The following is a 26,082-nucleotide window of genomic DNA, read 5'->3' as shown; positions in this document are numbered from 1 at the left end:
AGTGTCAGGATTTAGGCCTTTTCTGTGACAAAATGCGAGCTGTTTCGCATTTTGCTACATAGATGTTACTATGGCGCCCGTTTTTTTAGGGGATTGCTTTGAACGGAGATGTACAAGAATGAAAAAACTGCTTAGCGCTGCAGCCATTCTGTTGGTCGCGCCCTTTGCTCACGCTGGGGCTGATTTTGTCGAGGGCGAGAAGACATTTGCCGGTGAGGCTGAGTTGGGGGCAACCCTGACCACAGGTAACACTGAAACCTCTTCGGTGAAGGCTCGCCTGGCGATGAAACACGAACTGGGCAACTGGGAAAACCAGTATCTGCTCGAAGGACTGTATAAGGAAGACTCTGAAGAAGTTACCGCCAAGCGTTACTTTGGTGGTGTTCAGGGTAACTATCGTCTGGATGAGCGCAGCTATCTGTTTGCCAACACCAGTTACGAAGCCGATCCCTTTACAGGTTATGATTACAAGTTCAACAGTGCAGCCGGTTACGGCTACCGTATTTTTCAGGGCAGCAAGAGTTTCCTGGATGCCGAGATAGGTCCAGGTTATCAGTATCAACGCCTGGACAGCGAGCAGAGCGCCATTCTGGGCTATAACTCCGACGCCAGCTGGGTCGCTCACGGGGTGATCAACTATGAATTGGAGATCAGCAAGACCTCTAAGTTCCGTCAACTGTTTATCGCCGACTATGGCGACAAGCTAGATGCCCGCTCCGAGACATCGCTGACCGCCAATATCATAGGTGCGCTGGCGATGAAGTTTGCCGTGATAGTGCGTTATAACAGCGATCCGCTGGATGATAAAAAGAGCACTGACACTGAAACTAACATGACACTGCTGTATTCTTTCTAAAAAAGCCGTGACATAAAAAGTGTGAACCAGATAAAAGCGCCTGCGGGCGCTTTTGTGATCTATGGTTGTTTTATTGCTGTTTTTTGTGCGGTCCTTTGTTCAACCTGTCGCTTATAGGTTGTTCTTGCTCACTTAAATTGCAGAATTTTGCGTTTTATCAAGATTTGCCTTCGGTTTCTTGTGCTAGGTTTTAGCTAATTTCCTACCGAGAGATAATTGAAATGAAGTTGATGCGTTTGCATGGGGGCTGCGCAGCCTTAGGAGGAATTTTGTCCGGACTGTTTTCGCCTGCGGTCCTGGCTAGCACGGAAGCCGTAAACAACCTGAGTCTGACCGACTCAACCGTGGGGTACCTGGCTCTGACTCTGTTTGCCATCGCCTATTTGCTGGTGATGGGGGAGGAGAAGCTGCACCTGAGAAAGTCCAAACCTGTGCTGGTTGCTGCCGGTCTTATCTGGGGCATGATAGGTTATGTCTATACCCAGAATGGCATGTCGGAAGTGGCTGAGGCCGCCTTCAAACACAACCTGCTCGAATATGCCGAACTGTTGCTGTTTTTGCTGGTGGCCATGACCTATATCAACGCCATGGAAGAGCGCCGATTGTTCGATGCCTTGCGTTGTTGGATGATCAGTAAAGGATTTAGCCTGTATCAAATTTTCTGGCTTACCGGTTTCCTGGCCTTCTTCATCTCACCGGTTGCCGATAACCTGACCACCGCGTTGCTGATGTGCGCCGTGGTAATGAAAATGGGCGCCGAAAATCGCCGCTTTATCGTCCTTTCCTGTATTAATATCGTGGTGGCCGCCAATGCCGGTGGTGCCTTCAGTCCCTTTGGGGATATCACCACCCTGATGGTATGGCAAAAGGGTATGGTGCACTTTTCCGAATTCTTTAAGTTGTTCCTGCCCTCACTGGTGAATTTCCTGGTTCCGGCGCTGATCATGAGCCTGTTTATTTCCAGGGAAAAATCTGATGCCTTGGTTGAAAAGGTCTACACCAAGACGGGCGCCAAGCGGATAGTGCTGCTGTTCCTGTTTACCATAGCCATGGCAGTGTGCACCCATTCACTGCTGGGGCTGCCGCCTGTGCTTGGCATGATGACAGGCCTTGGATTGCTGCAGTGTTTTGGTTTCTATCTGAGGAAGAATTTCCCGAAAGCACTGGCAAGAGCGCAGGAGAAGGCGCGCCTGATGCAGGATGAAAAGCGTCTGGAGCAACTAGGTAACGTGGTGCCCTTCGATGTCTTCAGCCGTATTGCCAGAGCCGAGTGGGACACCTTGCTATTCTTCTACGGCGTGGTGCTTTGTGTCGGCGGCTTGGGCTTTATGGGCTATCTGAGTATGGTGTCTCACGCCATGTACACCCAGTGGGATCCCACCTATGCCAATATCGCCATTGGAGTGCTGTCTTCTATCATAGACAACATCCCTGTGATGTTTGCCGTATTGACCATGAATCCGGATATGGCGCTGGGACAATGGTTGCTGGTGACTCTGACCGCCGGTGTCGGGGGCAGTTTGCTATCTATTGGTAGTGCTGCCGGGGTGGCCCTGATGGGCCAGGCCCGCGGGATATATACCTTCGGAGCTCACCTCAAATGGACTCCGGTGATCGCTCTTGGTTACATTGCCAGCATATTAGTGCATCTGTGGATCAACAGCTCGACCTTCTAACAAGGGGGCGAACAGACGGAGACAAAGCCGGTAGGCACTTTGGTGATGTTTCTGTATGAGATTGTTTGTTAAGTTTTTTAATTCTAAATCTCTGCTCTGAGAAGTAGTTCACGCTTCTCGTTAAAAGGATATAAACACCCATGCGGATTATTCTGGATGGGTGTTTTTTTCTTTTATACTGCGTTTATTGTCCTTTATGTGAACAATAGTATGCAGATAGGTTGCTGTTGGTTTGATGCCGATAAAGGCACGCTCAAACACTGTGGTTCACACAAGAGCTGGACACTTTCTTTCGTGGAACAGGTTACGCTGACTACACTGCTGGCGCAGCGAGGACGAGTGGTGTCCCGGATGCAGTTGGTACAAGCTGCCAAACTTCCCCCCGAACAGGTCTTCCTGCTCGAACAAGCCGTAGAAAATATCAAACAATATCTGGGACCAGAGCACGCCGGGCTCTTGGAGCAGATTGATCGAGAAGGTTTTTTGCTACACAACCGCATCACATCTCGCAAGCCTATGCCGCTTTCGCCCAAGGGGCGTACCCTTTGGCGTCATTATTGTTGGATGTTATTTCTCATTATTTTGGCCTTATGGTTTATTTCATCCAGAGTCGGGCCACTCAATTACTTGGAAGTCCCCGATAAGGTGATGGTCGTCTCGCATCCATCCGGTGAACAAGTGTTTTTACGCTTTTATGGTGATCATCAAACCTTGACGTCCATGGCAGGATTTGCCGCTGGGATAGAGGCTTGGATTAAACGCTGTCCGGATAGTCGTTGGCGTACCGTCACTGTATCTCTGTGTGATGAAACCAAAGCCATCAGCCTGATCGCCAGGGGTGAAAATATGGATGGTGACCACATCAAAGCTTATAAACTGACGATGGCACAGATGACGGCCTGCTCTCCTGAGTATGCATGGCTGCAGGAGGCACTAGATTGTGAATGAGCCGATATTCAAGCTGTGGCAACAACTGCAACGACACCGGATTTGGATTATTCAGCTTTTGTTGCTGGCGGTTATTGGCACCGGGATCCTTTGGGTCGATAAGCGGATTTCCAACCACCTCAATCCCCATTTTAACTGTGAAGCGACGCTGATAGACCCATCGTTACCCGATCCCCATTCAGCAGAGAAGAAGCTGAGATTAAGGATCTTCTCCCAGGGTAATAGAGCTCTGATCCGAGTGGGATATCATCATATTGAGCAATCCTGGGTCGATATCGAATTGAGCGGCACCCTCAAAGGGGTTGAAGCCGGTTCTATGAGTTATTCAATCAATCTGGATAAACACCAGGAATGGTTACATGTTGCAGAGGATGAATTGCCCTCCTACTTATTGGGAATGAAGCGTCAAATCAAAAAATCGCTCGAACAAAGCGCCAGTTTGGACATCAAACTGCATGTATTGGAGATGGATGTCTTATCTGATTATGCTTTATTACGGGTGACCCCAGGGGATCATTTATGGGCTTGCCGTATGAGAGAGACTTCGTTCAATGAAGCGGAAACGCCGCTGAACACTTGGTTCAGCGGCTTAATGGATTAATTGGCGCTCGTGGGAGACAGCAGGGTTATTTCATTGCTGAGTTCAGTCCCGAAAACCTCGATAGCGACTTTGTAGCGGCTGACGGCACCATTGGCGGCATCGGCATCCCAATCCAGCCCTGATGGACTAAAGCTGTAACTGCCAACATCATCCAGTGCCCTGAGTGGCTCTGGGCATTCGGCTGCCGGGTCACAACTGTAGCTATAGGTAACATGCCAACGTTTCCAAGCCTTGGGCTTGGTGGAAGCCTGCTCTTCAGCCGGATAACCAAAGTAGGTAATGCGATACTTGGCGGCATTGGTGAGCGCTTTGCCTTCGGTGTTTTGCAAGGCAAAGATAACTTCTCCCGAATCGGGATTGAAGCTATTGAGGGTTAACTCAATGCTGCTGGCCTCGCCGATATCCAAGCTTGGGGTCTCAACCGGAGGAGGAGGTGGCGGTGGCGTAACCTCTCCGCCGCCATTGTTATTGTCATCATCGCTGCCACAGCCTCCCAGGAGCAGGGCCGAGCCGAGCAGCAGGCTCAGATAGCTGATTTTCATTGGATAGTCCTCAATTAAAGTGTCCGGTATGACAGGTAGTACATTCCATGTCTGTCTTGACACTGGCGGCCGGGCCCATGGTGCTGCTGGCACCGTGGCAACTCTGACAGCTCTGGGCTTCTGCGCTGGGTTTACTCTCAGGCAGGGCGCCTAAGTCTTCACCCTTGTGGGCTCGGTTCAGGAGTTCCACCAGGTGATAGACAATCGAGGCCGACAAGCGGTAGCAACGTTCACCTTTTTCGGAGAAGGTCTTGCCTGAAGCCTTGGACCAGTTACTGATGGAGGAGTGACACAGCACGCTGTTGGCAACCGAGGACTTGACCACCAGGGCGGTCTTTTCGGCGGTGGAGCCGATCCCGGCAACGAACGCATCACTGGACAGCGGCAGTTCGGTATTCTCGTAATAGCGGAACAGCGAGCCTATGACGGCAGCATTCTGGCCATTGATGTCATCGAGAATATTAACCAACATGCCTACCGCATTGAGGTTGCCGCAAAGCGTGCCTTGACCTGTGACCCCGGCAAAACCATAGCCGGCCAGTGCCGTTGGAATTGTGGCAAACTTGTCGGCATCGACGCTGGTCGATTGTGCCAGTTTGGTTACCATGGCGTGAAATACCTGATGCATGCAACCACCGCCGGTTTCATAGGCGAGTTTAGCTGTTTCCATGGCATCCAATGGGGCATATTTGAGTTTTTCTCCTAATGCCAGGCGATAGTTTCCTGACTCATCTGTGGCTGCAAAAGCGCAAGTGGCCGTGAGGCTGGCTCCGGCGGCTGCGGCACTTATCCCAATGATCTGGCCCAAGGCCTGACGTCTGTTGATGCTCATATGTATCACCCTTTGTTTGTTGTCTTTGTTTTTTTGCCGACTTGGTCGGTTGTCTTCAGCATAGGGGGATGGATTGTGAAAAGTGTGATTCAGCACACATGAAGATTTGTGCTCTTGTTACCGTATTTTTGATGATTTAAATAGATTGGGGTTTATATTAAGCATCTTTTATTGCGATTAATATTTGAGTTGTATCACTAAATTTGTTTCATTCATGTTAATTAAGGCGGTTTAGAGCCATCTTGGTTGTAATCTTCGCGGACTTCATCAGCCGGAACTGGCTCACAAAATATTACTTGTTTCTGTTTTAGCGGTGCCTTGGGCTGAGATGGATCACTTTTTAAATTTTTTCCTGTTTCAGGGTTAAGAGGATCACAGTAGTGATTAGATTTTTTGCATAGACTGACAACCACTAAAACAGGAGGAATATAATGCAGATAGGCGACTGCTGGTTTGATGAAACCAGTGGTGAGTTACAACATAAAGGCAGGGGAGATAGTTGGCATCTTCCTCGGGCGGAGCTGCAGGTGCTGAAACTCCTGCTTGCCAATCAGGGGCGTTTGGTGTCCCGAATGGAGTTGCGTGCCGGTGATGATACTCATCCTCCTTTAAGTGATTCTTCCGTAGCACGGGCCGTCTGTATGTTGCGCGCCTTTCTGGGACCCGAATATGAATCATTGATCGAAACGGTCAAAGGGCAGGGGTATTTGTTGCGTTCCTCTGTGGTTCGTAAGCCTCATACCGGAGTGATGGAATCGCGCTTGAATGCCGGTCCCAAGCAACTACTGGTGGGGTTGGTGTTGATACTGATGCTGGGCGTGAGCGTGTTTTATTTGTATCGCTTACCGCGGGTGACGCCGACGGTTCCGCTGAACAAGCAGGAATTGATTTTGCCTTCGGGTCAAAGAATGGAACTGTTCTTCTATTCCAACTCCCGCACCAATAATCAACTGTTAAGCGAACAGAGTAAGATATTGACCTCTGCGTTAGCCCAGTGTCAGAGCAGCCCTTGGCGCAAGTTATATGTATCCCTGTCTCACGATAAACAGGTGCTGAACCTGACGCTGAGAGGGGAATACCTGGGGCAATCTGTGGTGCGTAACTTGAAGATAAGTGATGGTCGGCAGACTAAGGCATTTGTCAGTGTACCTTGGCTCAAGGAGGTTGATCTCTGTGGCTAGACGTTGGCTTTGGATGATAAATCTGTCAATCCTGATCTTTCTGCTCGGCTGTTTGCTGGTGATATACCGTTTCAGTCAAGCCGATCCGGCGCTTGCTCTCAACTGCAGTTCAGAACTCTATGATCGCCAATTGCAACTAGGGGACGATGCCCAACATTATCTTTTGCTGGACTTGCAGACCAAGGGTAAGCGCGCCCTGGTCAACTATCGCTACTTCAACATGGACGGCACTCCGGCCGGTAGCATTTTAATGCAGGGACAACTGGCCTCAGAAGAAGCGGGGCGTTATCAAATTTTGGTCACGGATAAACAGGAAATTTCCGGCAAGGGCGCCAGGCCTGCCCACATGCAATACCTCTCCTATATTTCCAGCTTTAACCTCAGCAATGAAGGCCTGCATCATCTGGCGCTGGAAATTCTCGATGCCGATGACGCCAAAGATTATGCCATAGTGTTGTTTCAACCAAGCAATACGGTTTGCGGTTGTCGCCTGATCCATTAATGGTTGGATCTGTGCCGACCCGCTCCTTTCTCCTTTTCGAAATGCCACCGCCAGCTATCCCATTCACAGTGTGCTTGGGCTATAGTCAGGTTCTTTCATCCGTTCATTGATAGCGTTGCCATTATTGTGTCCAAGCTACGAATTAAGCAGGAAGAAAATCTATCCATTAAGTTCAGCCACCTGATGGGGGTTGGGGAGCAGCGCAAGCTGGATCTCTACTTTTCCCTGCCCAAGGAGATGGGCATAGGGCCGCAGAGTCTGAATGAAGAGGAATACTATTTCAGTGCCATTTTTGGTAGACGTTCCTATTATTCTGACGGCTTGCATCTGCCCTTGGTGCAATCCCGTTTTGTGAGTCAGAAGAAACGTACAGTCGAAGAGTTTCGTCTCTATCTGAATCTGTTCGCCTACCAGTTTGTTGTAGCGATGGAAAACGATGCTAAAGAGATCTCCAGGCAAGCCGAGCCGGACAGTTTCTACCCTTTGCTGGAGGAGTTGACCGAACAGACGGCGATTTTGTTGAAGAAGTTTCGCCGTAACGAACCGGCCGATCCCAAATGGAAGCACTACTTCGAGAATGCCGATAACTACCTGTCCTGGTTTTGTGAGCAGCAACTGCTGAAGTTATTGGCTCATGGTCCAAGAAGCAGTGATTTCAACTGTGTTTCCGATAAGGTGATCACCTTGTGTCGGGTAGAAAATAACTATCGCGCCGAACGGCACTACAACTCGGTGCAGACTCTGCAGGATCCTAATCGAATCGCCAACAAGATGTTGTTGCTTAGACGGCTGATTCAGCAAGGGGTGGTACTCAAAGAGGAACTGAAACCCTTGGGTACTGGGCTGAAGAGAATGACTACTGGGGTTGCCACTGCGCTGGTGATGTTGGTGGTATCGGCCTTGATTATCAAGGCGCAGGGGATATTCAGCGGCGTAACCCTGGTATTGGTGCTGGTGCTGGCGCTGATTTATGGTGCGCGGGAAATTTTTAAAGACGATGTTCGTAATGCCCTTTGGCGTTATATCCAGCGGGGACGACCACGCTGGAGTCGAATACTGCGAGATACGACCAACCAAAAATTTATAGCCAAACAGTTGGTTTGGCTAGAATTTATGCGAAATCAAGATCTTCCTGATGATGTCAAAGAGATCCTCCGGCGGCGCCACAGTCAAAATAGGGTCGATGCCGAAATTCTTCACTATGGTATTCAGACCAAGGTGGCTGATACCGATTTTCTCTCCGGCTACCATACATTACAGGAACAGGTGGTGTTTAGTCTGGTGCCTTTTGCCCGCTATCTGGAGCGCGGCAAGGCTAAAATTTACACTGAAACTGATGGCAGGATCAGTAATGAATCGGTGGAGCGCCGCTATCAGATAAATCTGGTGGCCGTACTCAAAGAAGGCAAGCAGGCCCCAAGGTATGCCAGATACAAGATCACCATGAATCGCTCACAGATAGTGGATGTCAGCCCCAGCGATATTCCTGATTCTTTACCTGGGATTGAAGACCTGCCTTATGATCCGGAGGTCAAGATCAACAGCGATGTTAGGCGTAATAGGGAAGAACGTGCAAGCGAACCCGGCGCCAGTGCTGCGGATGAGGAGCATAAGGCCAACATAGCCTCTGTGACTCATGCGGCGCATCTTTTGTCTGAGTTGCAACACACTGGCAATACAGAGACTCCCTCTGAGCCGAGCAAAGCCCCCAGGGAGCCCAAGGACAGTGTGGGCAGTCAACCCTGATAAACGGCTGCTTTCAGGCAGCCGTCTACTGAGTGAGCCAAAGTGTGGTAAGGCGCGGATTCAGTTTTGGCACAGCTGCCTGAGAGTGGTGATTTCATCTTGATTCAGCTGCCTAAATTCCCCTTCGGCAAGGTGGTCGAGCGTTAGAGTCATTATCCCGGTGCGGCAAAGATCTATGACTCTGTAACCTAAATGCCGACACATGCGGCGAATTTGCCGCTTCTTACCCTGAGTCAGAATAATTTCAAAACTGTTTGCTGAAACTGGCGTGACCTGTGATGAGCACACCTGGCCATGACCGTAATCCATCGGGCTTCTCAAGGTATGGATAAACTCGTCAGTAAATGCCCGCTCCACAGTAACCCGGTAACACTTGCTGTGGCAGAAATCCGGGTGCATCAATTTATGGGTCAGCTCACCATCGTTACTGAGCAGTAACAGGCCACGGGAGTCTTTATCCAGTCTTCCGGCCGGATACAGCCGCTTATCCTGAGGCAATAAATGCAACAGGCTGCTGGGGTCATTCTTGAGCAGGCGGCAATCTATGCCAACGGGTTTATTGAATAACAGATAGGTGTACGGCTCAGGGAGGGATATGGGTTCACCTCGATAAAACAGCTTTTCGAGACAATGGCGCTGCCCGGCTACCAGGGTGACTCTGTCTGTGTGTTTGGCGAGTTTGTCACCCAGAAAAATCTCCCCGGCTTCGATACGCCTGGCAGCTTCACGTCTTGAACAGAGGCCGGTTTGCGCCAGATAGTGAGCGAGGCGCATTGTGGCTTGTTGAGATGAGTTTGCTTGGGTCATTTCAGGCCTTTATTGCCAGCGTCGTGTCAGTCGTTTATCGGCTGCGACCAGTGCCACAGCCGATAAACCGTGGCCGACAGGCTGAGGCCGGCAAACACAGTGGCGATGGAGTGTAGCCACATAAACCATACCGAAGGGCACAGGGTTTGCACCGGACAAGAGGCATAATTCATCGATGGCCATTGCAGCTGAGATAACAGGCCGATGGCGGACACTATTCCCAGCAGGCTAAACAGGCACAGCGGCAGGTTACAGAGCGCTCTGTGGGAGACAAAGCAATAGCAGCAGAGAGTGAACATCAATAATGTACTGATGATAAAGAAAATGGCCGCCAGCTGGTGGGCAAAGAGCTCGTTGTAGGGAAACACGCCCAGCGCCACTATTCCTAGGCCAACGGCTATGCCTGAGCGTGATAGCAAGCCTGCCACCGCACTGTGTTTTTGCCACCAGAGCCCCCCCATGGCCAGTATGAAGCAGACACCTCCGGTCATCATTGAGATGTTGTAAACATAGGCCAACGGCGAGCTTAAATAGTCCCCCAATCTGTCGATTCGCATGTTAAAAATAGCGCTGCCCATGCTGTCATAGGCGGCCCAGAAGGAGGAAATCATACCCAGCGCCGCTATGCTGACGCCTACCAGAGACATCATAAATGCCAGGCGCTGCGGATCTTGTTTATCGTATTGCTCGTACAGGGGCATGAAATGGCTCGTATGAGTACTAGGATTCAATCATAGTCGCCAAATAGCGGCGACAAAAAACCGGTCGCAGAGACCGGTTTGTTTGGTTGTTGCGCTCGCTAGTTTAACTGCGGGGGCGCAGTATCACAATCACCACGGCGACCAGGGCCAGGATCATGCAGTACCAGGTATTGGCAACCGCTTCCAGAGGGGAGATCTTGAAGTGGGAAGCTATCAGCAAGGCCTGGGCACCGTAGGGAATAAGTCCCTGAATAATACAGGCGAAAATATCCAGAACACTGGCGGCGCGTTTGGGAGTAACCCCATGTTTGGCTGCCAGATCTTTGGCGATATCACCGCTGACCACAATCGAGACGGTATTATTGGCCACACAGGAGTTGGTCAGGGCGACAATCCCGGCCATGCCTAGCTCTGCGGCGCGGCAGGAGGCTTCACCCTTGGCGCGGGAAAAGCGGGCTATTAGCTTCTCTATCTGCTGGCTGACAAAGCTCAGACCACCTTGCTGTTGCATCAGGGCCGCCAGGCCACCAACCAGCATGGAGAGGATAAAGATCTCCTGCATATTGCCAAAGCCTTTATAAATGTCTTGGCCGAAGGTCAGCAGCGAGTAATCCTGAGTGACAAACCCTGTTATCCCGGCTAGCAGAATGCCGATGGCCAGTACCACAAACACGTTCAACCCGGCGACGGCCAGCACCAGAATACTCAAATAGGGCAATACCTTAACAAAGTCGACTTCCTGCGGTGGCAGTTCGGCCTGACCGGAAGAGAGAAAACCGAATAGCAGCAGGGTCACAATCGCTGCCGGAATGGCAAAGATCAGGTTTTCACGGAACTTGTCTCTCATTTCGCATCCCTGAGTGCGGGTCGCGGCAATTGTGGTATCAGAGATAATAGATAGGTTGTCACCAAACAGGGCGCCAGACATCACAGAGCCAGCCATCAGTGGCAGCTCGATTCCGGCCTGATCGGCAACCCCGAGTGCAATCGGAGCCACGGCGGCAATCGTGCCCATGGAGGTGCCCATGGCGGTGGCGATAAAGGCGGCGATAATGAAGAAGCCGGGCAGTAACAGATTGGCCGGGATTAGTTGCAGTCCCAGGGCTACAGTGGCATCGACCCCACCGGTGGCACTGGCCACGGCGGCAAAGGCTCCGGCCAGCAGGTAGATGAGGCACATGGCGATAATGTTGTTGTGGCCTATCCCCGCCATAAAGGTGTTCATGGTCTGGTTGAGCCTTTGCTTGGACAGCAAAATGGCCAGTACAATCGCTGGCAATATCGCTATCGGGCTCGGCAACTGATAAAAGGCGAAGTCTACTCCTTGGCTTTGGAAATAGACCCCGGCACCGATAAACAGCGCCAGAAACAGAAACAGTGGCAGCAGGGCCACAAATGAGGCCGGAGCTTTAACGGCTGGAGAAGTGTTGTTCTGGGTCAAAATCTACTCTCTGTAAATCACGTTCGGCCGGGCATTCCCTCCGCAGCAGCCAAACTCGCTGAATTGCATTGTCTTAACGGCATCATCTCCTGACAAATTAGGCGAAAGAATAGGGGATAGCCAGTCGCCTGTCAATTTAGACGTCTAGATGTTTTTACTTCTGTGCTGATTTTGTGCACTGTGCGGCTTAAATCCCGGTTGCTGTGCAATTACTCAGGGCCTTTGATTCACTCAAGTGTTCAGCTGTTGTTGGCGCTGAGCCCTGTGTTGGGGCAATTCGCGGCGTAACTGCTGCGCCCTGGCAAGAGTTTGAGGATTGAGCCTTTTATCTGGACACAACTCCTTGAGCAGTTGAGTGAGCAGGCGGGCGTTATCAAACCTGACATCTTGGCTGTATTCTTTACCGGCGTAGGTGTTTCCCACTAACTCACGGCCTCTCAGATAAGTACATAACAGATGACAAAACTGCTGGATTTGTACATCACTGGCCAAGATCTCCTGCTGCTCTCTCGCCTGAGTCAACAGCTGGATCGGGGTTTCCCAGTAATCCATGGCCAGTCGATTCAGGTTACGCAGATAGGTGGCACTGGCCTTGTTGAAGATCAGTTTGTTGCAGGAGATGGTGGAGATGGAACTGCGCAGGCAGTAGGTTTCGGTAAATTGGATCTCATTGAGAATATAGGCGATAAACTTCTCCAGTCCTGAGTAGCCCTCCAGATTGAGCCACCAACGCAGTCCCAGTACCTGATCAAAGGCGCGGCCGGTGAGAGCCACCAGAATATCTTCCTTGGTCTTGAAGATGCTGTAGAACAGGGTCGTGGATATGCCTACTCCCTTGGTGATATCCGATACTTTCAATGACAAGATTCCGTCTTTGGCAATAACAGATTCCGCCAAATCCAAAATAGCTTCTCGTATACGGTTATGCTCGGGTTTATTCATATTTTTGACCCAACAAAGATTTAACTCATTATAAGTGGTTACTTTAATGTTGTTGCTTTAGTTTTGACTCTTTGTGATCTTGCTCATCAAAAAATAAAATTTTATTTTTTGATGATCCTTATTAGAAGTTTTAACAAAAGAGTAAAAGTCATATTTTCTTGTGATTCAGTTCACCTATTCATCTCCGATTCTGTAAATAATTAACTCAGGTCGGGAAGGAAGGATTGAATATGAATACGAAATTGTTATGCCCATTAATAATCTCTGCCTGCCTTGGTGGCAACTGTCAGGCGGCTATGTTGGCGGTCGAAGCTGGGATGATGGATTGGCAATCCAAAGCATCGGATTATTTTGGTGAGGCCAAAGACAATAATCCCTTTATCACTCTGAAAGGCGCCGCTGGCAACGCGTATGGTGATATTTATGGCCATGTAAAGTGGGAAGACCCGGATGATGGGGCTTACTACGGCACAGAGATTAATGTGATAGGTCAGATTAACTTAGGGGAGACAGACTGGAACCTCTATGGCCAAGTGTTTGATAAGAGTAAACCCAGTTGGGGCGAAACCAACACCATGTTGGGCCTGAGCTGGGACAAGAGTTATGGCGAAACCTATCTGCAAGTTGCTCTGGCTGGGCATTTTGTCGATGCCACTTATAAAAGTTTTGATGCCAATTTTGAAGGTGGTTTCAACGGCGGTTATGTTTATTTACTGGCAAGTCATCAACTAAATCTATTTCAACAAGACTTTAAATTAACCTGGTGGCAAGAACACTTTTTTAATCGCGAAGATGATTATTTAGTTTTATCTGGTGATGGAAAGGATTTTGGTTTTAATGGGGCTGTATCTGTTAATTGGTCTTTTACTAAGAATTTAAGTTTTATTCTGAGTTATCGATACGCTGAAAATAACTTAGGAAAACAAGGTTATCACGACGCTATTTTTTATTCTCTGCAATATCAACTCTAATTGGAAGGTGACAAGATGAAAATGAAGAGACTCTGTTATTTAATGTTGGCGGCATCCAGTCTGACATTGACTGGTTTCTCAGCCCAGGTGATTGCCGGCGGCGATCTGCCGGGGACCAGTTCCAGTGCCGTACCTCAGGGGCAGTTGGGTTATGTCTATGTGGATCCTTACAAGTTCAGCCCCTTGGTGGCGGTGATCGATCTCGGTGGCAAGTCCATCAGTGACGTCAAGGTCACGGTCAAAGGCAAAGGAAAGAAAGGGATTGATATTCAGTACCCTGTGGGACTGACTCAACTCAACACCCACAGCGGTATTCCGGTATTTGGCCTCTATCCCGATTATTTGAACCGGGTTGAGGTCAGCTACAAACTGGCCGGTAAGCCGGTGACCGAGGAATACAAGATCCGCACCAGTGCATTGCCTCACCTGCATATCGATGGCAATGACCGCACTCAATATGAATATGAGCCGGTCAAAGTCGCCAAAGGTTTTGAAGACAGATTCTATCTGGTTGATGGTCAGGTGATCCCACCCAATATCCGTGACCACTGGGACTGGATCCCGACCCAGAACATCATAGATACCAACGGCGATGTGCGTTGGCATCTGAACAGCGATGTTATCTATGACCGTCCGGGCGGCTCCATGTCCTTCAAGCAGACCCGTGATGGCAAGCTGATCTTTGGTCAGGGGCTGATGTTTGAACTGCATCAAGGGTTCCAGGTGCCTTACTACGCCAAGTATGACTTTATCGGCAAGCCTATCTTCAAGCGCGAACTCCCGCGGGGCTTCAATGGTTTCTCTCATGAGATCACCGAAATGCCCAATGGCCACCTGTTGCTGAGGGTGGGAAAGCGTGATTATGTCACGCCGGATGGACTCAAGGTCGACACAGTGCGCGACCATGTGATTGAAGTGGATCAGAACGGTGATGTCGTTAAGGTTTGGGATTTCAACAAGATACTCGACCCTATGCGTGACACTGTGCTCAAGTCATTGGATATGGGTGCTGTTTGTCTGAACGTGGATGTCTCCAAGGCCGGTGAAACCAAGACAGCCGAAGAGCTGGCCAGCGAACCTTACGGCGATGTTGCCGGGGTCGGAACCGGTCGCAACTGGCTGCATATCAACTCCATAGGTTATGACCCTGCCGATGACAGCATCATTGTCAGCTCACGCCACCAGTCTGCGGTGATCAAGGTTGGCCGTGATAACAAGGTCAAGTGGATCCTAGGCACTCCCGAAGGCTGGAAAGGAGAACTGGCCGCCAAGGTACTGAAACCCGTGGATGCCAAAGGCCGGGCGCTCAAGTGTGACGCCAAGGGCTGCGAAGGCAACTTTGACTGGACCTGGACTCAGCACACCGCCTGGCCGGTACCGGACAGAGGTACAGTCACAGTGTTTGACAACGGCGATGGTCGCGGTTTGGAACAACCCGCGCTGCCAACCATGAAGTATTCCCGCGGTGTCGAGTACAAGGTTGACATGGGCAAGATGACAGTGCAGCAGACCTGGGAATACGGCAAAGAGCGGGGTTACGAGTGGTATAGCCCAATCACTTCCATCACAGAGTGGCAAGCGGATCACAAGACCATGTTTATGGCCTCGGCTTCTGCCGGACTGCTGGAAGGGGATAAGGCTCCCGAACATTGGATCACCGAGGTGGATCCCAAGACTAACGAGGTCAAGGTCGAAATCAAGGTGAAGACCCTGATGAAACATGAGCCTGGCTATCGCTCTACCGTGGTTCACCCTGAAACCATGTTCAATCGTTAATTATTGTTGTGGCGGCAGCCGGGCTGCCGCCTGTTTGGAGTCCGTATCATGATGAAGAAAAGTCTGTTGGCACTAAGTGCCCTGTTATTGTCCTGCTCTGTTTCTGCCGCCAAATATAATGAAGGCGAACACTATCAACTGCTGGGGGCCGCCAGCTTTGATGCTCCCAATCAAGTGGTGAAGGTGTATTCGGTCAACTGCCCCTTTTGCTACAAATACGACAAGGCAGTGATCCCCAGCATGGTGAAAAATCTGCCCAAGGGAGTGACCTTCGATGATTATCACATCACCACCAAGCCGCCATTCGGCATGGAGAAAGCCTTGGTGCTGGCTTATGCCCAAACCCAATCCGAGCAGGCTTTCAAGACAGTCAAGATGGCACTGTACAAGAAGTATCATGACGACAAGGCCCGCTTTGCCTCCGCCGATGAAGTGATCGACTTTGGCCTCAAGGCCGCAGGCCTGGATCGCGCCGGTTTTGAAGCGGCCAAGAATAGCCCTGAGGTGCAACAACTGCTGAGTAAATGGGACAGAGGCGTTGAAGTCGCCAAGATCCAGGGGATCCCGGCACTGGTGGTCAATGGCAAGTATCTGATCAACACCAAGTCAATTCGCAGCATGCAGATGCTCGATGAATTGGTGGCCGAACTGGCCGCCAAGTAAGGAGTCTCGGATGAATAAATTGAGTATGTTGTTTCGGGAGTTTACCCAGGCTCCCGTTCCCACTCTGGCCCGCTGGCAACAGGGGCGAGTACTCTGGAGCATAATGCTGGGCGCGGCGGTATTTTTGCTCGCTTCCGCTATGGGCTATTTTCAAGTGTTTCTGGAGATGGATCCCTGCGAGCTGTGTGTCTACATACGCTTCAGCCAATGCTGCATAGTACTGGCCGGTGCCATCATATTGATCAATCCGAAGAACCACGTGCTCAAGGCCTTGGGTGTTGCCCTGGCACTCTACGGCGTGATCCAGGGAATGGCCTGGTCGATTCAACTGATGAATATCCACGACGCCGCGCACCTGGTAGTGGATGAGTCGATGGACTTCTTTGCCGAGGCAGGTTCGGCGGCAGGCTCTGCCTGCTCCACCGAGCCGCACTTCCCTCTGGGCTTGCCGCTGGATAAGTGGCTGCCATTTGAGTTCGCTCCTACCGGCGGCTGTGGTGAAGATGACTGGGCACTGTTTGGCATGAATATGGCGCACTATTGCATCATAGCCTATTCAGTGTTTGCCATCGGCCTTGGCGGCGCAATAGTGGGTTGGCTGGCGAGCTTCAAGGCCAAGCCATAACAGACAGCTAATCGCGCCTGGCAAGAACCACCCTCAGGGGTGGTTTCTTTTTATTTGGACATCTGGACGTCTGTCTGTTAATTTGATTGCTCACTCATTCAGTCAGCATTATCTGTCATCAAGGAGCGCGAGATGAAACTGGAATCCCTGGCGTTGCACCATGGTTATGAATCGGAAGCCACCACCAAGTCGGCGGCGGTGCCCATCTATCAGACGACGTCCTATACCTTCGACGATACTCAACACGGCGCCGATCTGTTTGACCTCAAGGTGCCCGGCAATATTTACAGTCGCATCATGAACCCCACCAACGCCGTGCTCGAAGCCAGAATGGCAGCCATCGAAGGTGGCATTGGCGCGCTGGCGCTGGCCTCGGGAATGGCGGCCATCACTTATGCGCTGCAGGCGCTGACGGAAGTGGGCGACAACATAGTCAGCAGCAGCCAGCTCTACGGCGGCACCTATAACCTGTTCGCTCACACTCTGCCGCGCCAGGGAGTAGAGGTGCGCATGGCCTCGTTCGATGACTTCGATACCCTGGAGTCGCTTATTGATGAACGCACCAAGGCGGTATTTTGTGAATCCATAGGTAACCCCGCCGGTAATATTGTCGATATTGCGCGTCTGGCAGAAATTGCCCACAAACATGGCGTGCCCTTGGTGGTGGATAACACAGTGGCTACCCCTGTACTGTGCCGCCCCTTCGAACATGGCGCCGATATTGTCGTCCACTCGCTGACCAAGTATGTCGGTGGCCACGGGACCACAGTGGGCGGGGTGATCATCGATTCGGGCAAGTTTGACTGGGTTGCCAATAAACACAGATTTGCTGTGCTCAATCAGCCGGACCCTTCCTACCATGGGGTGGTGTATACCGATGCCTTCGGCGCGGCGGCCTATATCGGCCGTTGCCGTGTGGTGCCGCTGCGTAATACCGGCGCGGCTCTATCACCACACAGCGCCTTTTTACTGTTGCAGGGGCTGGAGACCTTGAGTCTGAGGATGGAGCGCCACTGCAGTAATGCCGAAGCGCTGGCAAGTTACCTGCAGTCCCACCCATTGGTGAACTGGGTCAATTATGGCGCCCTGGCAGACAGTCCTTATAAGGCCAATTGCGACAAAATCACCTCAGGCAAGGCGTCCGGTATCATCAGCTTTGGTATCAAGGGGGGCAAAGAGGCCGGTGGGCGCTTTATCGATGCGCTGCAGATGATCCTGCGTCTGGTGAATATAGGCGATGCCAAGTCACTGGCGTGTCATCCTGCCACCACGACCCACAGGCAGCTCAACGCCGAGGAGTTGGCTCGTGCCGGGGTGAGTGAAGATCTAATCCGGATCTCTGTGGGAATTGAGCACATAGACGACATCATCAGCGATGTGGCCCAGGCCCTGGAAGTTTCCCAGGGGGGAGTCGGTCGCTAAACACATCTGTTGTAAGCCGAACTGTCGTAAGCACAGACTAACTGTCTCAAAAAGCCCCCGCCGCCAATACGGGGGCTTTTGCTAATGGCTTTGCGCCTTTGTGGCTGTCGTGCGCTCCGTCATATAAGCCATTATTGTGACAGCAATCGGACTCTGGACTTCTGGTAGAAGTAAGCCACCCCGAGCAGCAAGGCACCAATCAGCATAAAGACGATGATCTTTTGCAGCAGATCGGCGGCGGCCATATCCAGCAGCAATACCTTGAGGCAACTGATGGCAAACAGACCTGCGGCCAGTTTGAGCATAATCTGGCAGCCGGGACGCAGGCTGAGGAACATCAGCCAGCAGCCGTGGGACACCATGAGCACTGTGCTTAAGGTGGCATCGAACCCGGTTGGCATCTGGTAGGCCAGAGGCAGATAGGCCAGCAGCAACAGGGTGTGCCAGGCGATAAACACCATATTGGTCGGCAACTGTTGACGATAGCGTCTCATGGCCAATGGCCGTTTACGGATAAACAGTGCTAGCAAGGCCAGGTTGCAAGCTTGTGCCAGCGCCATCAACCAAGGCTCAGAAGGCCGAGTCAGGGCATCGAGCTGCAACGACTGCAGGCTGTCGAGCCAACTGAGCCAGGGCAGCAGCAAGGCGATAAAGAAGCTGGCAAAGGCAAAAGGGTAACCCGGGCGCAGGGCCTTGAGCGGTTTGCGGCTGAGCAGGATAAAGAAGTAGCCGCTCAGCACCACACTGCTCAGTGCCAGAGTGTGGCTGAACAAGACCTCCAGGCTGTGACTCACCACCGCCAGCAGCAGCGCGCCATAGAAGGGTGACAACTGCCAGCCGAGTCGGCAGGGGCCTTGCCAGAGCCTTGGCAAGGATGGATAGCGCCACAGCAGCAGACCAGAATAGAGACTGCCCAGCAGCAGTGCGACAAGCCCGGGCCATTGTCCTGCCAGGCAGGCAAAAGCGGTTTGGGCTATAGCCAGCACCAGCAGCACATCCGCTTCGCGTTTCAGTATCGGCTGCCTGAACTTGCGGGCCAATACTAAGCTGACAAAGCAGGATAACCACAAGGCCGGGGCCAGCCAATCTTCAAAGCCAAGGGCAATTTTGGGCAGCCACAGCAGTGGCAAGAGCACTAGGCAGGCCAGGCGAGCGTACCAGGCCAAACGCTTAAGTTCGCCCTGGGGATGGAAGCGCCGGTATGCATACCAGGCCTGTAATAGACAGAGGAACAGCTCTACCCTGGCGATTTGCGCATATAGCGGCTGAGCGCGGAAACTCAGGCTATGCACATCCACAACGGCGAAGATCACCTGAGCCGCCAGCGGTAACAACAAGGCCCAGGCCAAGGCCTCGCTGACCCTGAGTTGTTGCCTGCGCGCGAGTAGCAGCAAGGTCAGACTCAATCCGGGAATTATCACCAGGAAGTAGTGTTCACTCATCAGCCAAGCGCTAACCAGGGCTAAAGACACCAGCAGCACGTTGGCAAGCTCGCGTCCCAGCTGCAGCAGTTGTTGCTCCCAGTGGCTGAGTTCGGGCTGTTTGCCCAGCAGTTGGTTAAAGCCAAACAAGGTAAGCGTGCTTAGCCCCCAAGCCAGTAGCGGCAGTGACAAGAGCGCCGGCGCTTCATTGATCATATCGCCAAGGGCCAACAGGTTGATGAACAGTCCCAGAGCCAGCAGGGTGATGGCCTCGATTCGCAGCGAGGCTTGCTGCTCACGGCAACCTAGCCACATCAACAGCAAGGCTTCGAGCAGTAACACCAGCCCCAGCAGCTCACCACTGAGCAGGCTGAGCGCGGCAAAACCGAGACAGGCACCGGTCGCCAGCCACAATAGCGTCTGCAGCGGTTTGTCTTGTTTAAGCCAGAGCGACAGGCCGATAAGCACGGCGGCGTTGGCCAGCAGCAGCTCGCCGGCGTGGGGGCTGAACTGGCTCAGGCTATAGACCAAAAAGGCCAGCAAGGCCGCAGGCAGAGCCAGCAGCCTGTGGCTGAGACTTTCCCGGCCAAACAGCCAAAGGCTGCCAAGTCCATAGCCATAGAAGAGGCCGTGCAGGGAGATGAGCGCCAGAACTCCCATTATCCCTTGCCCTTGCAGCGGCAGCTCGACAAAGAAACTCAGGCTCTCGATACAGGCGATGTGCAGTATGGCTGTCGTTTCCAGCAGCACAGGCCAACGTATCTTGTGACTCAAGAGTAAAGAGCAGCCGCCAATCAGCAGCAGGAAGGGCAGATACATCAAAGGCGCCTGACTGCCGGAAAGCAGCATCAGTGGTGCCAGTGAGCCACCCAGCAAGGCGACTATGCTGATGACTCTGGCTTCCAGTTTCAGCGCCAGACTGTAACCGGCTACAGTGATAAGCAACAGCAGCAGATAACTGACGCCATCCGGTACCAGCTCGAAGTAGGGACCGACAAAATAGGCGCACAGATAGTTGATAATCAGCCCAAGGCCCACCAGACCCGAGCCGAAATCGGCCATTGCTCGTTGCCGTTTGCGGATAAAGGCTCCCAAGGCCAGAATGCCATTGGCGCAGACAAAGCCAGTCAAAGCCTTTCCGGTGTCCGACAGCCAGTGGTTCATGGAATACTGCAGCAGATAACCAAAGCCCAGAGTCATGGCGATGATCCCGGCCAGGGTCATCATAAATACCGGGCCCTGACCTTTGGCTTGATAGTGCTGATAAAAATCTTTGGCTTGTGCGAAGAGTCCCAATAGCGGGCTCAGCATAGCGGCAAAAAAGGCGGCCACAGCCTGATCAAACTTACGCCCCCAGTTGGGAGTCTGCTGCCCTCGACCCGCTTGTGTTTGGGGGGATACTTTTGGGGCGGCGGTTTGCGCTTTGGCTGCAATTGGTGTTGCGGCTATTTCAGCTGTTATTGGTTTGGTGTGCTCGATAGGCTGAATATCGGCCCTGCGCTGCCAGGCGTCCTGGCGCTGAGCCGGCGACTCGAAAGACAAATCGGCGGCTTTGGGCTCGGCCTGAGGTTCATTTTGTTCAGGCATTGCTGACGGCTCGGCAACCTTGGGCGCCAAAGGCTGAGCTTGCTCTTCGGCAAGCTGATTGACGGCCGCAAACAGCGCCTCGATTCTTTGTTCTATCGCGTCGAGGCGGATATCTGTCCTGATTTCCAGGTTAGTCTCTTTGAGTTTGAGATCTTCAAGCTCGCGCCTGAGATGTTGGAGTTCTTCCGTTAACTGCATGCTGCTTTCCTGATGCTAATCGCATTTGCGTAGGCTGCGGGCATTTTAAACGCGCGGCCCTGTCCTGACCAGCGTTCGGCTCAGGTTTTGGGAAATTCCTTTATCTATTAATCACATTGCTTAGCGAAGATGAGAGAAAGCTGAACAGCTGGCAGAGGCCTCTCGCGTCTTGCCTGTGGCATAGGTACAATGAGCGGCATGCAAACTCGCCCAACGAGGGGCGAGCGGACTCACTGCAGAAGGATGGCCTTAATGCACGTACATATTCTGGGGATCTGTGGCACTTTTATGGGGGGCTTGGCACTGCTGGCCCGCGCCATGGGACATAAGGTCACCGGCTCCGATGCCAATGTATACCCTCCCATGAGCACCCAGCTTGAGCAGCAGGGGATAGATCTTATTCAGGGGTTTGACCCTTCACAGCTGGATCCCGAGCCGGATCTCGTGGTGATAGGCAATGCCATGAGCCGCGGCAACCCCTGTGTGGAAACCGTACTCAACCGCGGCCTGAAATACACCTCGGGCCCGCAGTTTTTGCATGACCATATATTGCCCGAACGTTGGGTATTGGCTGTTTCCGGTACCCATGGCAAAACCTCAACCGCCAGCATGTTGGCCTGGATCCTCGAAGCCTGCGGCTATCAAGCTGGCTTTTTGATTGGTGGAGTGCCGCAGAATTTCGGTATTTCGGCCAGGTTGGGCGAGTCGCCTTTCTTTGTGGTCGAGGCCGACGAATATGACAGCGCTTTCTTCGACAAGCGCTCCAAGTTTGTGCATTACCAGCCAAGAACCCTGGTGATCAACAACCTGGAGTTCGACCATGCCGACATCTTCGACGATCTCAAGGCGATACAGAAGCAGTTTCACCATCTGCTCAGAATCCTGCCTGGGGATGGCCGGGTGATCTGGCCGCAAGACAGCCAGGCGGTTGCCGGCGTGATAGCCAAGGGCTGCTGGAGTGAGCAAGAAACCTTGAGCCATAAAGCGGGCCAGGGTGACTGGAGTGCCAGGATGCTGGCAGATGATGGTCACGAGTTTGAGCTATTTTTCCGCGGTGAATCCCAGGGCGTTTTGAGCTGGGGCCTGATTGGGCGTCACAACATAGACAACGCCACCATGGCGATAGCCGCGGCGCGTCATGTTGGGGTCTTGCCGGTAGATGCGCTCAAGGCGCTGGCAGACTTTACCCCGCCCAAGCGCCGTCTCGAGTTGCTGGGCAGCGTAGAGGGTGTCAGTGTTTATGACGATTTTGCCCATCACCCAACGGCAATCGCCACAACTCTTCAGGGAATGCGTGCCAAGGTGGGCCAGGGCAAAATCACTGTCGTGCTTGAGCCTCGCTCCAACACCATGAAGCAAGGGGTACATAAAGACACTCTGGCCAACGCCATGGCCCTGGCCGATGAGGCTGTGTTGTATCAGGCGGATAATATCGATTGGGATATTGCCGCGGCCATGCAGGCGGCGCCACTGCCGGTGCAGGTTTTGCACGACATAGATGAGATAGTGGCCAAGGTCAGTGGTGAAGCTAAGCCCGGCGATACCGTGCTGATCATGAGCAATGGCGGCTTTGGCGGCCTGCATCAAAAGTTGCTCCAGGCCCTTAAAGCCAGAAGTGGCGAGGTCAAAGTGTGAAATATCAGCAGATTAAGAGTATCAGCCTCGCCTGGACCGGCGCCTCCGGGGCGCCCTATGGACTGAGGCTGCTGGAGTGCTTGCTCAAGGCCGAGTTTCGGGTTTTTCTGATGGTGTCCAGCGCCGCTCGGGTGGTGCTGGCAACGGAACATGGGCTTAAACTCAGTAGCGCGCCGGACAAGGCCACCGAGCAGCTCAGAAAACTGTTTCCCGAAGGCGGTGAGCTGAGGGTGCTCGGCAAGGATGAGTGGTTTTCTCCACCGGCGTCTGGCTCGGCGGCGCCAAAGCAGATGGTGATCTGTCCCTGCTCAACCGGCACCCTGGCCGCGGTGGCCACAGGTATGAGCAACAGCCTGCTGGAGCGGGCCGCCGATGTAGTGCTCAAGGAGCGCGGTCAGTTGTTGTTGGTGCCCAGAGAGACACCTTTCAACGCCATTCATCTTGAACATATGTTGAAACTCAGCCAACTGGGCGCCATCATAATGCCGGCCGCACCCGGCTTTTATCACCATCCCAAATCCATTGAAGATCTGATAGACTTCATGGTCGCCCGGATCCTGGATCATCTGGGTGTCGAACATGCATTAACGGATCGCTGGGGTTATGACAAACCCAAAGACAGTGAGATCGACAATTGAGAGTGATATGAAACACACCACCGAAGTGATGATCTCGGCAGAAGAGATCAACCAGAAACTGGATGAATTAGCCGAGCGCATCAATGCGCATTATGCCAATGCCGACAAGTTGCTGATGGTCGGCCTGCTCAAGGGCTCAGTGGTCTTTATGGCCGATCTCTGCCGTCGGATTAAGGGCCATGTAGAGATCGACTTTATGTCTGTTTCCAGCTATGGCAATGCCATGACCAGCTCCAGAGACGTGAAGATACTCAAAGATGTTCAGTCGGAAATCGCCGATCGTGATGTGCTGATCGTCGAAGATCTGATTGACTCGGGCAACACGCTCAACAAGGTACGCGAAATGCTGCTGCTGCGTGAGCCAAAGAGCCTGACACTCTGTACTCTGCTGGATAAGCCGGATCGCCGTGAAGTCGATGTACCGGTAGACTTTGTCGGTTTTACTATTCCTGATGAATTTGTGGTCGGTTATGGTATCGACTACGCCGAGCAGTATCGCAACCTGCCTTATATTGCCAAGGTGATCCCGCAGGAGTAAGCAAGCTGTGATGTCGGCTTTGTTTATATAGTAAGACAGACTCCCGCCACGGCGGGAGTCTTGCTTTTTGCGTCCCGGGCCGCTGCCGATACCTCAGGTATTGGAGGCTCTTTAGGAGAAACATCTATGACGACCAAAGCTCTGGCGTTGGAGCTGGACAATCTTAAGAAGACCTACAAGGGCGGCGTCGAGGCCGTCAAAGGGATTAGCCTGAATGTGGCTCAGGGCGACTTTTTTGCCTTGCTCGGCCCCAACGGTGCCGGTAAGTCCACCACTATCGGTATCATAAGCTCGCTGGTGCACAAGAGTGGCGGCAGTGTGCGGGTCTTTGGCCATGATCTGGATAAAGAACTGGAGCAGGCCAAGTTGTGTATCGGCCTGGTGCCGCAGGAATTCAACTTCAACCAGTTTGAGACAGTGCTGCAAATCGTGGTTAACCAGGCCGGTTATTACGGTGTGCCCAGAGCCGAGGCCCACAAGCGGGCCGAGAAATACCTCAGGCAACTGGATCTCTGGGACAAACGCAACAGCCAATCCCGGCAGCTTTCCGGCGGCATGAAGCGGCGTTTGATGATAGCCAGGGCCTTGATGCACGAGCCCAAACTTTTGATCCTCGATGAGCCCACCGCCGGGGTGGATATAGAACTGCGGCGCTCCATGTGGGAGTTTCTCAAAAAAATCAACGCTGAAGGGGTCACCATCATACTGACGACCCACTATCTGGAAGAAGCGGAAATGCTCTGCCGCAACATAGGCATTATCGATAAGGGCGTGCTGGTGGAGTGCACCAGTATGAAGTCCCTGCTGTCGAAACTGGATATGGAAACCTTTGTGTTGGATATCAAGCAGCCGCTTGTTGAGGTACCCAAGCTTGGCGATATTAGCGTCAGGCTTACCGATCCTATGACCCTGGAAGTGGACTTGGTGAAGTCCCACAGCTTGAACGCCGTCTTCGGTTTACTGAGCGAACAGGGGGTTGAGGTGCTATCCATGCGTAACAAGGCCAATCGATTGGAGGAGTTGTTTGTGAAACTGGTTGAAAATGCCCAAGGAGGCAAGGCATGAGAGGTCTGTATCTGGTTGCCTTCAAGAGTATTTTAATCAAGGAAATTACCCGTTTTACCCGCATTTGGGTACAGACGCTGGTACCGCCGGCGATCACTATGACACTGTATTTTCTGATCTTCGGTAATCTGGTGGGCAGTCGCATCGGTGAGATGGGTGGGGTGTCCTATATGGAGTTTATCGCCCCGGGCCTTATCATGATGTCGGTGATCACCAACTCTTATTCCAATGTGGCATCTTCCTTTTTTAGCGCCAAGTTTCAGCGTAACCTGGAAGAGCTAATAGTGGCGCCTGTGCCCCACTATGTGATGATCGCCGGGTATGTCGGTGGCGGTGTCGCCCGTGGACTGTTGGTGGGCCTGATAGTGACCCTGGTAGCCATGTTCTTTGTCGATCTCAGTGTGCAGCACTTGGGGTTGGTGATAGTCACTGTGTTTCTGACCTCAGTGCTGTTTGCCCTTGGCGGCCTTATCAATGCCGTGTTTGCCAAGAGTTTCGATGATATCAGCATTATCCCCACCTTTGTGTTGACGCCGCTGACCTATCTTGGTGGGGTGTTTTACTCGTTGTCGCTGTTGCCTGACTTTTGGCGTGGCATATCGGCGCTGAACCCTGTGGTGTATATGATCAACGTGTTCCGCTACGGTTTCCTGGGATTTGCCGATATGAGCGTGCCGCTGTCCATTGGCGTGATGCTGGGCTTCTGTGTGGGTCTGTGGTTGTTGGCCTATTACCTGATCTCTCGTGGGATAGGGCTGCGCAGCTGAT

Annotated in this window: 24 protein-coding genes; 17 read left to right on the top strand and 7 right to left on the bottom strand. The window is 52.3% G+C overall.

Features of this window, described 5'->3' with window-relative positions; translation table 11 throughout:
• Nucleotides 1–118 precede the first annotated feature (118 nt).
• The 4 genes from K5621_RS15700 to K5621_RS15685 all read left to right on the top strand — a co-directional run bounded on the left by K5621_RS15700 (nt 119) and on the right by K5621_RS15685 (nt 4,081).
• Complete coding sequence (locus tag K5621_RS15700; RefSeq protein WP_100142189.1) at nt 119–856, top strand: DUF481 domain-containing protein; 738 nt, start codon at nt 119–121, stop codon at nt 854–856.
• A gap of 221 nt (nt 857–1,077) precedes the next feature.
• Entirely contained in the window at nt 1,078–2,532 is a 1,455-nt protein-coding gene (gene nhaD / locus K5621_RS15695; protein ID WP_221049703.1) for a sodium:proton antiporter NhaD, read from the top strand.
• A gap of 156 nt (nt 2,533–2,688) precedes the next feature.
• The gene (locus K5621_RS15690; RefSeq protein WP_100142187.1) at nt 2,689–3,480 is read left to right on the top strand and encodes a hypothetical protein; all 792 of its coding nucleotides are present in this window, start codon (nt 2,689–2,691) and stop codon (nt 3,478–3,480) included.
• Nucleotides 3,473–4,081, top strand: coding sequence for a hypothetical protein (locus K5621_RS15685; RefSeq protein WP_221049702.1), 609 nt, complete (start codon nt 3,473–3,475; stop codon nt 4,079–4,081). Before K5621_RS15690 ends, K5621_RS15685 begins: the two co-directional genes overlap by 8 nt.
• On the opposite strand, the gene K5621_RS15680 is transcribed toward K5621_RS15685, so the two are convergent.
• Together K5621_RS15680 and K5621_RS15675 are read right to left on the bottom strand one after the other, a co-directional pair.
• Nucleotides 4,078–4,623, bottom strand: a complete 546-nt coding sequence (locus K5621_RS15680) for a hypothetical protein (RefSeq protein ID WP_100142185.1) — start codon at nt 4,621–4,623, stop codon at nt 4,078–4,080. The genes K5621_RS15685 and K5621_RS15680 overlap by 4 nt on opposite strands.
• A gap of 10 nt (nt 4,624–4,633) precedes the next feature.
• Complete coding sequence (locus tag K5621_RS15675) at nt 4,634–5,455, bottom strand: cytochrome c3 family protein (protein WP_100142184.1); 822 nt, start codon at nt 5,453–5,455, stop codon at nt 4,634–4,636.
• Nucleotides 5,456–5,886: 431 nt separating this feature from the next.
• Between K5621_RS15675 and K5621_RS15670 the strand changes: the two genes are divergently transcribed.
• The 3 genes from K5621_RS15670 to K5621_RS15660 all read left to right on the top strand — a co-directional run bounded on the left by K5621_RS15670 (nt 5,887) and on the right by K5621_RS15660 (nt 8,884).
• Nucleotides 5,887–6,636, top strand: a complete 750-nt coding sequence (locus K5621_RS15670; protein ID WP_100142183.1) for a winged helix-turn-helix domain-containing protein — start codon at nt 5,887–5,889, stop codon at nt 6,634–6,636.
• Nucleotides 6,629–7,138 carry a hypothetical protein gene (locus K5621_RS15665; protein WP_100142182.1) on the top strand — a complete coding sequence of 170 codons (510 nt, stop codon included), beginning with the start codon at nt 6,629–6,631 and terminating at the stop codon, nt 7,136–7,138. The genes K5621_RS15670 and K5621_RS15665 overlap by 8 nt, the downstream gene beginning before the upstream one ends.
• A 126-nt stretch (nt 7,139–7,264) precedes the next feature.
• On the top strand, nt 7,265–8,884 hold the full coding sequence (locus tag K5621_RS15660; RefSeq protein ID WP_245003096.1) for a hypothetical protein: 1,620 nt from the start codon (nt 7,265–7,267) through the stop codon (nt 8,882–8,884).
• Between the two features lie 60 nt (nt 8,885–8,944).
• Here the strand turns inward: K5621_RS15660 and K5621_RS15655 are convergent, their stop codons facing one another.
• From K5621_RS15655 to K5621_RS15640, 4 genes are all read right to left on the bottom strand, one after another.
• Nucleotides 8,945–9,658 carry an RNA pseudouridine synthase gene (locus tag K5621_RS15655; protein ID WP_221051220.1) on the bottom strand — a complete coding sequence of 238 codons (714 nt, stop codon included), beginning with the start codon at nt 9,656–9,658 and terminating at the stop codon, nt 8,945–8,947.
• 59 nt (nt 9,659–9,717) lie between these two features.
• On the bottom strand, nt 9,718–10,392 hold the full coding sequence (locus K5621_RS15650; protein WP_100142180.1) for a hypothetical protein: 675 nt from the start codon (nt 10,390–10,392) through the stop codon (nt 9,718–9,720).
• 103 nt (nt 10,393–10,495) lie between these two features.
• Nucleotides 10,496–11,833, bottom strand: a complete 1,338-nt coding sequence (locus K5621_RS15645) for a Na+/H+ antiporter NhaC family protein (RefSeq protein ID WP_100142179.1) — start codon at nt 11,831–11,833, stop codon at nt 10,496–10,498.
• 231 nt (nt 11,834–12,064) lie between these two features.
• Nucleotides 12,065–12,775 carry a TetR/AcrR family transcriptional regulator gene (locus K5621_RS15640; protein ID WP_221049701.1) on the bottom strand — a complete coding sequence of 237 codons (711 nt, stop codon included), beginning with the start codon at nt 12,773–12,775 and terminating at the stop codon, nt 12,065–12,067.
• Between the two features lie 230 nt (nt 12,776–13,005).
• Here K5621_RS15640 and K5621_RS15635 point away from each other — a divergent pair, with 230 nt between their 5' ends.
• The 5 genes from K5621_RS15635 to K5621_RS15615 all read left to right on the top strand — a co-directional run bounded on the left by K5621_RS15635 (nt 13,006) and on the right by K5621_RS15615 (nt 18,232).
• Nucleotides 13,006–13,746, top strand: a complete 741-nt coding sequence (locus K5621_RS15635) for a nucleoside-specific channel-forming Tsx family protein (RefSeq protein WP_221049700.1) — start codon at nt 13,006–13,008, stop codon at nt 13,744–13,746.
• 15 nt (nt 13,747–13,761) lie between these two features.
• Nucleotides 13,762–15,522, top strand: coding sequence for an aryl-sulfate sulfotransferase (locus tag K5621_RS15630; RefSeq protein ID WP_221049699.1), 1,761 nt, complete (start codon nt 13,762–13,764; stop codon nt 15,520–15,522).
• 48 nt (nt 15,523–15,570) lie between these two features.
• Complete coding sequence (locus K5621_RS15625) at nt 15,571–16,185, top strand: thiol:disulfide interchange protein DsbA/DsbL (RefSeq protein WP_245003095.1); 615 nt, start codon at nt 15,571–15,573, stop codon at nt 16,183–16,185.
• A 10-nt stretch (nt 16,186–16,195) separates the two neighbouring features.
• The gene (locus K5621_RS15620) at nt 16,196–16,810 is read left to right on the top strand and encodes a disulfide bond formation protein B (protein WP_221049698.1); all 615 of its coding nucleotides are present in this window, start codon (nt 16,196–16,198) and stop codon (nt 16,808–16,810) included.
• 132 nt (nt 16,811–16,942) lie between these two features.
• On the top strand, nt 16,943–18,232 hold the full coding sequence (locus K5621_RS15615; protein ID WP_100142174.1) for an O-acetylhomoserine aminocarboxypropyltransferase/cysteine synthase family protein: 1,290 nt from the start codon (nt 16,943–16,945) through the stop codon (nt 18,230–18,232).
• Nucleotides 18,233–18,363: 131 nt separating this feature from the next.
• Here K5621_RS15615 and K5621_RS15610 read toward each other — a convergent pair whose 3' ends face one another.
• A complete protein-coding gene (locus K5621_RS15610) occupies nt 18,364–21,438 on the bottom strand; it encodes a DUF2339 domain-containing protein (protein WP_221049697.1) in 3,075 nt (1,024 codons plus the stop codon).
• 252 nt (nt 21,439–21,690) lie between these two features.
• Here K5621_RS15610 and mpl point away from each other — a divergent pair, with 252 nt between their 5' ends.
• The 5 genes from mpl (at nt 21,691) to K5621_RS15585 (ending at nt 26,081) form a co-directional block, all read left to right on the top strand.
• Nucleotides 21,691–23,073 (top strand): UDP-N-acetylmuramate:L-alanyl-gamma-D-glutamyl-meso-diaminopimelate ligase, encoded by a 1,383-nt coding sequence (mpl, locus tag K5621_RS15605; RefSeq protein ID WP_221049696.1) that lies wholly within the window; start codon nt 21,691–21,693, stop codon nt 23,071–23,073.
• Entirely contained in the window at nt 23,070–23,711 is a 642-nt protein-coding gene (locus tag K5621_RS15600) for a flavin prenyltransferase UbiX (RefSeq protein WP_025010042.1), read from the top strand. Before mpl ends, K5621_RS15600 begins: the two co-directional genes overlap by 4 nt.
• Nucleotides 23,712–23,718: 7 nt before the next feature.
• Nucleotides 23,719–24,249, top strand: coding sequence for a hypoxanthine phosphoribosyltransferase (hpt, locus tag K5621_RS15595; RefSeq protein ID WP_025010043.1), 531 nt, complete (start codon nt 23,719–23,721; stop codon nt 24,247–24,249).
• A 126-nt stretch (nt 24,250–24,375) separates the two neighbouring features.
• A complete protein-coding gene (locus K5621_RS15590; protein ID WP_221049695.1) occupies nt 24,376–25,314 on the top strand; it encodes an ABC transporter ATP-binding protein in 939 nt (312 codons plus the stop codon).
• Nucleotides 25,311–26,081, top strand: coding sequence for an ABC transporter permease (locus K5621_RS15585; protein WP_221049694.1), 771 nt, complete (start codon nt 25,311–25,313; stop codon nt 26,079–26,081). The genes K5621_RS15590 and K5621_RS15585 overlap by 4 nt, the downstream gene beginning before the upstream one ends.
• Nucleotide 26,082 lies beyond the last annotated feature (1 nt).

It is taken from the genome of Shewanella carassii (assembly GCF_019670705.1).
Classification (GTDB): domain Bacteria; phylum Pseudomonadota; class Gammaproteobacteria; order Enterobacterales; family Shewanellaceae; genus Shewanella; species Shewanella carassii.
Note: the sequence above shows the minus strand (reverse complement) of the source record. Positions and strands in the feature narration are given on the sequence as shown.

Bases quoted from the DNA above. Each gene is read 5' to 3' on its own strand.
- K5621_RS15680 (WP_100142185.1), bottom strand. From the start codon at position 4,623: ATGAAAATCAGCTATCTGAGCCTGCTGCTCGGCTCGGCCCTGCTCCTG.
- K5621_RS15625 (WP_245003095.1), top strand. From the start codon at position 15,571: ATGATGAAGAAAAGTCTGTTGGCACTAAGTGCCCTGTTATTGTCCTGC.
- K5621_RS15635 (WP_221049700.1), top strand. From the start codon at position 13,006: ATGAATACGAAATTGTTATGCCCATTAATAATCTCTGCCTGCCTTGGT.
- K5621_RS15610 (WP_221049697.1), bottom strand. From the start codon at position 21,438: ATGCAGTTAACGGAAGAACTCCAACATCTCAGGCGCGAGCTTGAAGAT.
- mpl (WP_221049696.1), top strand. From the start codon at position 21,691: ATGCACGTACATATTCTGGGGATCTGTGGCACTTTTATGGGGGGCTTG.
- nhaD (WP_221049703.1), top strand. From the start codon at position 1,078: ATGAAGTTGATGCGTTTGCATGGGGGCTGCGCAGCCTTAGGAGGAATT.
- K5621_RS15640 (WP_221049701.1), bottom strand. From the start codon at position 12,775: ATGAATAAACCCGAGCATAACCGTATACGAGAAGCTATTTTGGATTTG.
- K5621_RS15700 (WP_100142189.1), top strand. From the start codon at position 119: ATGAAAAAACTGCTTAGCGCTGCAGCCATTCTGTTGGTCGCGCCCTTT.
- K5621_RS15675 (WP_100142184.1), bottom strand. From the start codon at position 5,455: ATGAGCATCAACAGACGTCAGGCCTTGGGCCAGATCATTGGGATAAGT.
- K5621_RS15650 (WP_100142180.1), bottom strand. From the start codon at position 10,392: ATGCCCCTGTACGAGCAATACGATAAACAAGATCCGCAGCGCCTGGCA.
- K5621_RS15585 (WP_221049694.1), top strand. From the start codon at position 25,311: ATGAGAGGTCTGTATCTGGTTGCCTTCAAGAGTATTTTAATCAAGGAA.
- K5621_RS15615 (WP_100142174.1), top strand. From the start codon at position 16,943: ATGAAACTGGAATCCCTGGCGTTGCACCATGGTTATGAATCGGAAGCC.
- K5621_RS15590 (WP_221049695.1), top strand. From the start codon at position 24,376: ATGACGACCAAAGCTCTGGCGTTGGAGCTGGACAATCTTAAGAAGACC.
- K5621_RS15655 (WP_221051220.1), bottom strand. From the start codon at position 9,658: ATGCGCCTCGCTCACTATCTGGCGCAAACCGGCCTCTGTTCAAGACGT.
- K5621_RS15620 (WP_221049698.1), top strand. From the start codon at position 16,196: ATGAATAAATTGAGTATGTTGTTTCGGGAGTTTACCCAGGCTCCCGTT.
- hpt (WP_025010043.1), top strand. From the start codon at position 23,719: ATGAAACACACCACCGAAGTGATGATCTCGGCAGAAGAGATCAACCAG.
- K5621_RS15630 (WP_221049699.1), top strand. From the start codon at position 13,762: ATGAAAATGAAGAGACTCTGTTATTTAATGTTGGCGGCATCCAGTCTG.
- K5621_RS15690 (WP_100142187.1), top strand. From the start codon at position 2,689: ATGGGTGTTTTTTTCTTTTATACTGCGTTTATTGTCCTTTATGTGAAC.
- K5621_RS15670 (WP_100142183.1), top strand. From the start codon at position 5,887: ATGCAGATAGGCGACTGCTGGTTTGATGAAACCAGTGGTGAGTTACAA.